The 9,602-nt window shown below is 72.7% G+C and carries 3 protein-coding genes; all 3 read right to left on the reverse strand.

Annotated elements, in window-relative coordinates:
- Positions 1–28: 28 nt before the first annotated feature.
- A complete protein-coding gene (locus PT931_RS33260) occupies positions 29–1,270 on the reverse strand; it encodes an alpha/beta hydrolase family protein (protein WP_456249674.1) in 1,242 nt (413 codons plus the stop codon).
- 131 nt (positions 1,271–1,401) lie between these two features.
- Positions 1,402–4,290 carry a M36 family metallopeptidase gene (locus PT931_RS33265; protein WP_456249675.1) on the reverse strand — a complete coding sequence of 963 codons (2,889 nt, stop codon included), beginning with the start codon at positions 4,288–4,290 and terminating at the stop codon, positions 1,402–1,404.
- 221 nt (positions 4,291–4,511) lie between these two features.
- Positions 4,512–9,602 (reverse strand): DUF7927 domain-containing protein (locus PT931_RS33270; RefSeq protein WP_456249676.1); only part of this gene is annotated, 5,091 nt, incomplete at its 5' end.

The raw sequence follows: 9,602 nt of genomic DNA on the forward strand, positions 1-9,602 counted from the left end.
GTCCGAGCAGGGCGTCAGCCGCGACCGCTCACAGTTCGGCGAACCAGCGCACCGTCGCCGCCGTGCCCTGGATGTTCGAGCTCAGGTGCGCCGACCCGTTGTAGGCCCCCTCGGTGAAGGTGGTCAGGTGCGGGTCGACCCCGTGTCCGCGCAGGCTGGCCGCGCACCGGGCGGTGTTGGCGTTGGCCGCCTGCTCGTCCTTCACGATCTCGAACAGCCGTACCGGGGCCTTCGGGGTCCAGTCCGAGCAGACCGCGTCGGTGACCCGCAGTTCCGCCGCCAACGACGCCGGGGGGTTGCGGAGCAGGTCGAAGCCGCGCGGCTTGAGCAGGTCCTTGAGGGTCTCCGGGGTCTCCCGGAACAGCACCTGGCCGGGGACGGAGCCGTCGAACAGGGCCTCGATCTTGTGCGCGTAGCCGTCCTGGAACACCTCGGCCGGGTCGGTGTAGAAGTGCGCCCGCCGGTTGAAGGTGACCAGGAACAGCGCCGTGTAGAGCACGCTCAGCTTCGGCTCCAGTTCCTTGTTGAGCAGGGCGGGGATCTCGGCGCCCCGGAAGTCGTACGCGCCGCTGATCGGGGCGACGGCGGCGAGGCGGAACCACGGGTCGCCGCCGGCCTCCAGTTCCCGGCCGAGGCCGAGGGCGGCGGAGGCACCCTGGGAGAAGCCGGCGGCCAGTACCTGCCGCTTCAGGGCCTTGCCCTTGGTGGGTACGAACTCGCGCGCCGCCCGCAACAGGTCCAGGGAGGCGGTGGTCTCCGACGGGATGTGCATCCAGGGGTGCAGCCCGGGGCCGGTACCCATCCCGAGGTAGTCGGGGACGACGGCGGCGAACCCGGCGGCCGCGTAGGTGAGCGCCGGGGCCTGGGCCCAGCCGTCCTCGGCCGGCGCGGAGGGCGCGTCGCCCCGGTAGGTGGTGGTGCCGTGCGCGTAGGACACGGTGCGCAGTTCGCGGACGTGGTTGCGGGGCAGCGCGACGAGTCCGCTGGCCGTGGTGGGCCTACCGGCGACGTCCACGGTGCGGTAGACGAGCCGGTAGGTGTCGACGCCGTACCGGACCGCGCCCGCGTCGAACTCCGCGCCCCGCAGCTCGGCGGCGACCTCGTCGGCGGAGTGGTAGGTGCGCATGGCCGTCGCGGAGACCAGCCGGCCCCGGGTGTCGCCCGCCGCGGTGGCGGGGCCGGCGGCGGTGCCGAGCGTGCCGGCCACGAGCCCGGTGAGCAGGAGTCCGGCGGTGACCCGGCGGGCTCCTCGTCCTGAGTAGATCTTCATGTCGTCGACGCTAGTTTCGGGGCGGGCCGGCGGGAATCCTGTCCGCCCCCGTTCCGGTGGTACGGCTAGCCCTACCTACGCGGGAAGGCGGGCCCCGTGGACACGGGACCCGCCTTCTTCGTCACGCCGTGTTACGAGGCGCTGCCGTACACCGACAGCTCCGAGGTGGAGACGTAGGTGCAGCCGCCGAACGCGCCGGGGCAGGTGCCGCCGACGTCGGCGAGCTGGTTGCTCAGCATCGTGTAGCGGAGGAACTTCACGCCGGCCGCCGAGCCCGCGTTCAGCGGGACCGTCACGTTCTGGCCGCGCTGCGGGACCCCGAAGTGACCGGTCGAGGCCACCGTCCAGGTCACGCCGTCCGCCGAGGACTCCAGCTTGTAGTCGCCCACGCCCGCGCTGCCGCCGACGCCGCACGCGGCGGTCGGGTTGATGACCAGCTTGGAGATGTTGACCGCCGCCGGCAGCTTGATGATGACGAACCGCGAACGGATCGTCGTCGGGCCGGTGAAGGACGCGTCGGACACCCAGCCGGAGCCGACCGACTGGTCGATCAGCGCGACCTGGTTGCAGCCGCCGCCGAAGTTCGGGCCGTTGGAGCCCGTGATCGCGCCGCCGCCGCCGACCGACGCCCACTCGCGGGCCATGGCGAAGTTCGCCACGGTGCTCGGGGTGTTGACCGTCTTCGGGCCGGCCACCGTGTCGTAGCCGCCACCGACGGCGCTGAACTTGGTGTACGGGCCGTAGGTGACGCCGCTGATCGTGTAGGTGCCGTCCGCGGCGGTGACCGCGTTCAGGTTGCCGCCGATGGTGCCGGAGTGGCCACCGAAGGAGACGTTGACGCCCGCGACCGGCGCGCCGGTGACGTTGTCGGTCACGGTGCCGGAGACGGTGCCCTGCGCGGTGCCGGGGGCCGGCGGCAGGCTGAAGTCCTCGGTCGGAGCCGAGTCGTCACCGTCGATGGCGCCGGCGAAGTAGCCCATGCCGCGCGCCGCGAAGGTCTTCCAGATCACGTCGCGGTACTTGCCGCCGTAGACGACCGTGTCGGCGAGCAGGATCGCGTTGCGCTCGTCGAGGAACGACGGGTTGGACGGGGACAGCTCCATGGCCCGGGTCACCAGGGACTCGGACACGTCGCTGCCGACCTCGCACCGCAGGTCCCACAGGGTCTCGACCCAGATCTCGCCGTCGGCGTGCACCTCGGGGCCACCGGCGGAGATCTTGCCGAAGTCGCCGTAGGTGAAGCCGCCGGGGCCGCTGCGCGCGCCACCCGGGCAGGCCGCGTCGACGACGCCGACCTTGCAGTCGATCGGCTGGGTCCGGATGCCGTCGGTGCCGTGCCCGACGTAGTCACCGATCCGCAGGTCGGCCGCGTTCTTGCGGTCGGACTGCGAGCCCTCCTTCACGAGCAGGTCCATCGCGTACCAGTCGGACCAGGCCTCGCCCATCGAGCCGGCCTGCACCGGGCCGAGGGTCGACATGCCGTTGGCGTCCACGACGAGCCGGTTCGACAGGCCGTGGGTGTACTCGTGGTAGACGATGTCGGCCGCGTCGCCGCTGTTGCCCGACAGCCAGTTGAAGTTGCCGTCGTCGTAGAACAGGTACATCTGCATCCGCGGCGGGGTGCCGTCGACCGGGGTGTCCATGTTCGCGTTGTTGGCGTTGCCGCCCGGCAGGCCGTTGGCCGTGTTGGCCCCGTCCATGGCCTCGCCCTGGACGGCGTCGCCGTCGCGGGCGTCGAAGTTGCCGGCCTCACGGGTGAAGCCGACCGTGCCACCCTCGAGGTGGTCGTGGAACTTGCCCAGGAAGTAGGACAGCTGCACGGCGTTCTGGTTGGCGTTCGCCCGCCAGGAGCCGGGGACGGCCGGGTTCCAGGAGCACTGGTAGTGGCTGGAGCACGGCGGGCCGTCGGCCTTGATGAAGTTCTTGAAGCCGTACTCGAAGGTGCCGGCCGCGTTCGGGCCGACCTCCTCGTCCGCGTCGGCCACGTCGTTGTTGTTCAGGTCGAGGTACACGTGCGCGTACGTACCCGAAAGGTTCTTCGCGCCCGGCGCGACACCCGGCAGGGTGGTCGGCTGGGTGTCCCCGCCGCGCAGCGCGCCCGGGTGGTTGTTCCAGGTGCTGGCCTTGGCCTGGTTCGGGTCGGACTCGTGGTTGATCAGGCTCTTGCGGTAGAGCACCTGACCGGTCTCGGCGTCGAGGACGTGCAGGTAGTGCTCGTCCTTGGACGGCCGGACGGAGACCTGCCACGCGAGGCGCGGGCCGGCGGCGGTCTGGAAGACGACCTGCTGGGCGGTCGAGTCCTTGGCGACGGGCGCGTCGGCGTTGCCGCCGACGTCCTTGAGCGCCGTGCCCCGGGCGGTGGTGGCGTTCAGCTTCGGCGCGGCGAACCCGGTCGGCAGCGAGGCGACCGGGGAGCCGTCGAGGGAGATCAGCGAACCGTCCTTGGCGATGTGCGCCTTGAGACCGTTGTTGAAGACCGTGACGCCGTTGACCTTCTGCACGAAGGACAGGTGACGGGTACCGGCGATGTCGACGTACTCCTGGCGGAGCACCAGCCCGTCGATGTCGGCGTTCTTGAGCCCGAACGCGTCGGCGTGCGTGCGGACGTAGTTGATGGCGATCTGGGCCGGGTTGGCCGTGCTCGGGCCGGCGAGGTAGCCGTCGAGCTTGCTGACGGTGCGCGGCGTACCGGTCAGCGGGTCGAGGTCCACGGTGCCCTGAACGCCGAGCTCGGCCTTCAGCGCGCGCAGTCCGGGACGCGGGGCCGCGGCGAGGGCGGCGGCCTTGACCTGCAGGGTACGGCGGCTGGCCGCGGCGGTGCGCGAGTCGAAGAACCCGCCCTGGTCGCCCTTCTCGTTGTCGCCGAACGAGGACAGCGGGGCCTGCGCGCCGCGTCCGTTCAGGCCCGGGTCACCCTGCGCCACGGCAGGCGCCACGCCCACGGCGAGCACGGCGACGACGGCCGGGATCAGCCGGCCGTAGGCGAGGCGACGCCGAGGGGACGGTGAGGGTAATGCCATTGGAACCCCCTGGTTGAACAAGTAAGGGATGTCAACTCGACACCCCTGCACCCGGCAGCCTTGTGGTTCCTAACAGGAGGACACAACGGTGTTACCCGAACTGTTATTGATTCGCTTCACGCGTTTAAGGAAAAAACTAGAGACGCATCGAGGCCCGTTTCCCTATTACATCCATTGTTATATGTGAAAGGGGCGACTGGTCCGCCGCCCCTTTCACGAGGTCAGCGCCTGGCCCGCCGGGGCCGGGTCGCCGTGATGCCGTACAGGGCGGCGCCGATCGTCAGGGCGACCGCGCCGGCGAGGGCGAGGCGGCCGACGGGCGGTCCGGTGACCGGGAGGACCGGGCCCGCGGCGATGGTCAGCGGGTAGTCCTCGACCTCGCCGTAGCCGCCGAACCCGGTCGGGCCGGTGGTGGGGAGCGCCTCGGCACGTGCCCCGACCAGGGTTTCCGTGCCGATCCGGCCGCCGGCGAGCTGGTCGCCGTTGAGCCGGAGCCGCAGGTACGTCGCGCCCGGGGTCGGGGTGTCCAGGCCGCTCCAGACCAGCCGCACCGTGGACGCGCCGGCCGGCACGGGGGCGGTGGCCTGCTCGGCGGGCCCGAACGTGCCGTCGCGGTCCGCGTCGATCCAGCCGGTGAGCTGGGCGGTGCGGCCGTCACTGTTGGTGACCGGCACGTCGATGGCGTAGCCGGCCTGGCGCTCCACCAGGGACGGCAGGTCGGCGATGACCAGCGCGTCGTCGGACGGGTCGGTGAGCCCGTCGAGCAGGGCCGGCGCGTCGAGCTTCGCCGTCACGGTCGGGCCCATCCGCAGGCCGTCGACCACCTGGGCGACCGCCCCGCCCGAGGCCCGGCGGGTGCCGTAGCTGTCGGGGGCGTCGCCGAGGTCGTACGGCGGCGTCGGGGTCTCCGTCGTACAGGCCTGGTTGGCCGAGCCGGGCGGGCAGGAGGTGCCCCCGCCGGTGGCGACGACCTGGTTGCGCAGCCGGCGGTCCCCGGTCTCCGGGTTCTTCAGCCGCACGCTGTAGGTGATGGTCACGGTCGCCCCGACCGGTACGTCCCCGGTCCAGGTGATGTCGGGTGCGGTGTAGCCGGCGGTGCCCGCGTCGGCGTGCACGTCGCCGTTGTAGTCGGCGTCGTCGAGCACCCCGTTCAGGGTGTCGGTCAGCGCCGCGCCCTGGTAGGTGGCCTTGCCGGAGTTGGTGACCCGGATCGTGTACGTGACCGTCGCGCCCGGCCCGGGCACGGCGGGCGCCGCGGTCTTCACGATGTCCAGGTACGGGAGCCCCTGCTGGTTCTCCCCGCCGCACCTCGGGTCGGTGGACCCGGCCGGGCAGTTGGTACCCGTGCTGGTGGAGACGACCTTGTTGCGCAGGACCTTGTCCCCGGTCGGCGGGTCGGCGAGCGTGACGGCATAGGTCACGGTGGCCCTGGCGCCCGGCGCGAGGGTGCCCTTCCAGGTCAGCGTCCTGCCCGACATAGAGGCGGTGCCGGTGTCGGCGCCCGGTGAGCCGCTCAGCGTCCCGTCGTCGAGGATCCCGGACAGGTCGTCGCTGAACGTGGCGTCGGGGTAGCCCGCGAGGCCGTCGTTGTGCACCACGACGGTGTAGGTGACCGTGCCGCCCGGGACCGGCGCGGCCGGCGCCGACGTCTTCGTGAACGTCAGGGTCGCGACGCCCACGGTGGCCACGCAGTTCGTGGCCGCGCCGCCGGGCGGGCAGTCCGAGCCGGGCACCGAGACCGTGTTGACCAGGGACTTGTCCCCCGCGCTGGTGACGGTCACCGAGTAGGTGAGGGTCAGGGTCGCGCCGGCCGGGAGGTCGCCGGTCCAGGTGAGCAGCGGGGCCGCGTACCCGACGACGCCCGTGATCGACGCGGCCGCGTCGGCGTTGTAGGTGCCCTTGTCGGTGACGTGCGTCAGGTCGTCGGTGACGGTCAGGTTCTTCAGCGGGTACGTCCGCAGGTTGCGCACCGTCACCGTGTACGTGACCGTGTCCCCGATCCGCGCCCCGGTGGTACTCGGCGCCTTGGTCACACCGGCGTCGAATCCGGTGACCGGCGGGACCGTGGTGGTCGTGGTGCACCCGGGTTCGGTGCCGAGCACGCAGTTCGAGCCGGTCGCGATCACCGTGTTGGTGAGCATCCGGTCACCGGTCGGCGGCCCGTTCAGGATCAGCCGGTAGGACACGGTGACGGTGGCGCCGGCCGGCACGTCGCCCTGCCAGCGCAGGTCGGTCCCCGTCTTCGTGAACGTGCCGCCGCCGCTGTCGACGGGGCCGTCCCAGGTCGCGTCGTCGAGGACGCCCGTCAGGTCGTCGGTGAACGTGAAGCCCGGGTAGCCGGTCGGACCGGTGTTGCGCAGGGTCACCGTGTACGTGACCGGCTGGCCGTAGACCGGCGTGGTCGGGGTGAGCGCCTTGGCGACGGTCACCGACGGCAGCGGATCGGTGGTGGTGGAGCAGCCGGGTTCGGTACCCGTCCGGCAGGAAGTACTGGTCGACACGACCTTGTTCTTCAGGACCTCGTTGCCGGCCGGGTGGTCGTCGACCCGCACGGTGTAACGCACGGTCACCGTGGACTTCGCGGCGACGGTGCCCGCCCAGGACACGGTCGGCTTCGTGTGCGTCGCGGACGTGGCGGCCCCGGCCGGGTCGGTCACGATCGGCCCCTGCCAGGTGGCGTCGTCCTCCACGTCGGTCAGGTCGTCGGTGAACGTGAAGCCGGCGAAGTCCGCGCCGGTGGCGTTGACCAGCGTCACGGTGTACGTCACGACGTCACCCGGCCGGGGCGCGGTCGGCGACATCGTCTTCGCCATCGTCACGCCGGGGATCTCCGGGCTGGTCGTGGTGCAGCCGGGCTCGGTGCCGAGCACGCAGTCGGTGCCCGCGGCCACCACCTTGTTGGTCAGCACGCCGTCGCCGCCGGGCGGGGTCTGCACCCGCACCTGGTACGTGACGGTCACGGTCGTCCCCGCCGGCACCGGGCCGTTCCACTTCAGGGCGGGCAGGCCGGTGCTGTCGAACGTGCCGCCGCCGGTCGCGCCGGTGCCGACCCAGGTGGCGTCGTCGAGGACGCCGGTCAGGTCGTCGGTGAACCGGAAGTCCGGGTGGTCGGCGGTGCCGTCGTTGACCATCGCCACCGTGTAGGTGACCGTGTCCCCCGGCTTCGGGGCGGCCGGCAGCACCGACTTGGTGAGGGTGACCTTCGGCCCCTTCGTGGTCTCCGTGGCCGCACACGACGGCGAGCAGCCCTTGTCGACGGTGCCGGCCGGCGGCATCAGGGTCGCGGTGTTCACCAGGTCACCGGACGCGGTGGGCGGCACGGTGCCGGTCACCGTGAACGTGGCGAGTCCGCCGACCGCCAGGGTCACCGTCGTGTCGACGTCCCCGGTGCCGCCGGCCGCCCCGCACGCGTCCGGCGCGGTGGCGGCGCACTGCCAGGTGAAGCCCTCCAGGCCGGCCGGCAGGCTGTCGGTGACCCGCACGGCGCGGGCCACCGACGGGCCGGCGTTGCGGGCCGTGATCGTGTACGTGAACGCCTGGCCCGGCACGTAGTGGTCCGCCGAGCCGGTCTTCGTGACCGACAGCGCCGTCGCCGGGGCCCCGGTACCGCCGGGCAGCCCGGTCAGCCGGGACGTGTTGTTCGGGGCCACCGGGTCCGGGGTGGTCGCGTTCGCGGTGGCCACGTTGGTGAGGTCCGAGCCGTCGCCGGTGTACCCGGCGTCCAGGCGCACCGTGAACCGGTACGAGGTCGAGGTGCCCGCCGCGAGGGTCCCGATCGTGGGACAGGAGACCCCCGCCGCGCAGCCGCTGGTCGAGTTGACGAAGGTCAGCTGCGCCGGCAAAGTGTCCGCGACGACGACCTGCTGCGCGTCGGAGGGCCCCGCGTTCGCCACGGTCAGCGTGTACTCGAACGTCGTCCCCGGCGCCACCGGACCCGCGCCCGCGAACGCCTTCACGATCGACACGTCGGCCTTCGGGGCGATCGGCGGCGGGGAGACCTGGGTGGAGGTGTTGTTGCCGGGTACGGGGTCCCGGGTGTCCGAACTGGCGGTAGCCGTGTTCCGCAGATCCCCGCCCGTGTACGACGCGGCCAGCCGGACCGTGAACGTCCAGGTCCTGGAGCCGCCCGCGATCAGGGTGGCCTCGGGGCCGCAGGTGACGGTCTGGCCGACCGCCGCGCAGCCGGTACCCGACTCGAACGTCAGGCCCGTGGGCAGCGTGTCGGTGGCCTTCGCGTTGACCGCGTCCGACGGGCCCTTGTTCTCGATGGTCAGCGTGTAGGTGAACGTCTCACCGGGCGCGACCGTGGCGTTGGAGCCGAGCGCCTTCGTCATCACCAGGTCGGCCCGCGCGGCGGAGGTGCTCGACACGCTGCTGGAGCACGTCGGCGCGCAGTTCGGGTCCACGGCGGCGTCCGGTCGGGTCACGGTCGCCGTGTTGGTGATCACGCCGGTCGCGCCCGAGGGGACCGTCCCGGTCACGGTGAACGTCGCCCGGCCCGAGGCCGCGAGGGTGACCAGCGCGTCGATGTCGCCGGTGCCCGAGGCGGTCGCACAGGTGCTGCCGGCCGTCGCCGCGCAGGTCCAGGTGAACGTCTTCAGGTTCGCCGGCAGGGTGTCGCGGACCCGCGCGCCGACCGCCGGGGCGGGACCCCGGTTGGACACGTCGACCGTGTACGTCAGGGTCTGCCCCGGCACGTACGGCGCCGGGTCCATCGCCTTCGTGATCGACAGTCCGATCCGGGTGACCCACTGGAGGACGACCATGCCGCCCCCGCCGTTCGTGGCGCCGCCGCCGACCCCGACGCCCGCGACGTACTGGTCGTCGTTGGTGCCGGCCGCCGTGCCGCCCACGTTGTTCGCCGTGCTGACCCCGCCGGCCGTCGTCGTCGCGCCGGTCACGCCCGCCCCGCCGGTGTACCCGGAACCGCCGCCGCCGTCCCCGTTCACGCCCGAGTTCGAGCCCGGGCCGGGCTGGCAGGCCCCGCCGCCGCCGCCGAAGTAGCCGCCACCGCCGCCACCGCCGCCCTCGCCGTCGCCGGTCGTGACGCCGCCGGTGCCGCCCTGGTAGCGCGCGCCGGCCTGGGCCCGGGTCGAGCAGTACGCGCCGGTCGCCGCCGCGCCGCCCGCCGTCTGGGAGCCGCCCCGGCCGGAGATGCCCGGCTGGTTGTCCGCCGTGCCGCTGGCCCCGCCGCCGGCCCCGCCGTACGGGGTCTGGCCGTCCGAACCGGGCGAGATGCCGCCGCCGCCCCCGGCCACGAGCAGGGGCGTGGAGCCGTAGGGGCCGTCCCACAGGGCGCTGAGGCCACCGCC

The sequence above is a fragment of the Longispora urticae genome (genome assembly GCF_053902585.1).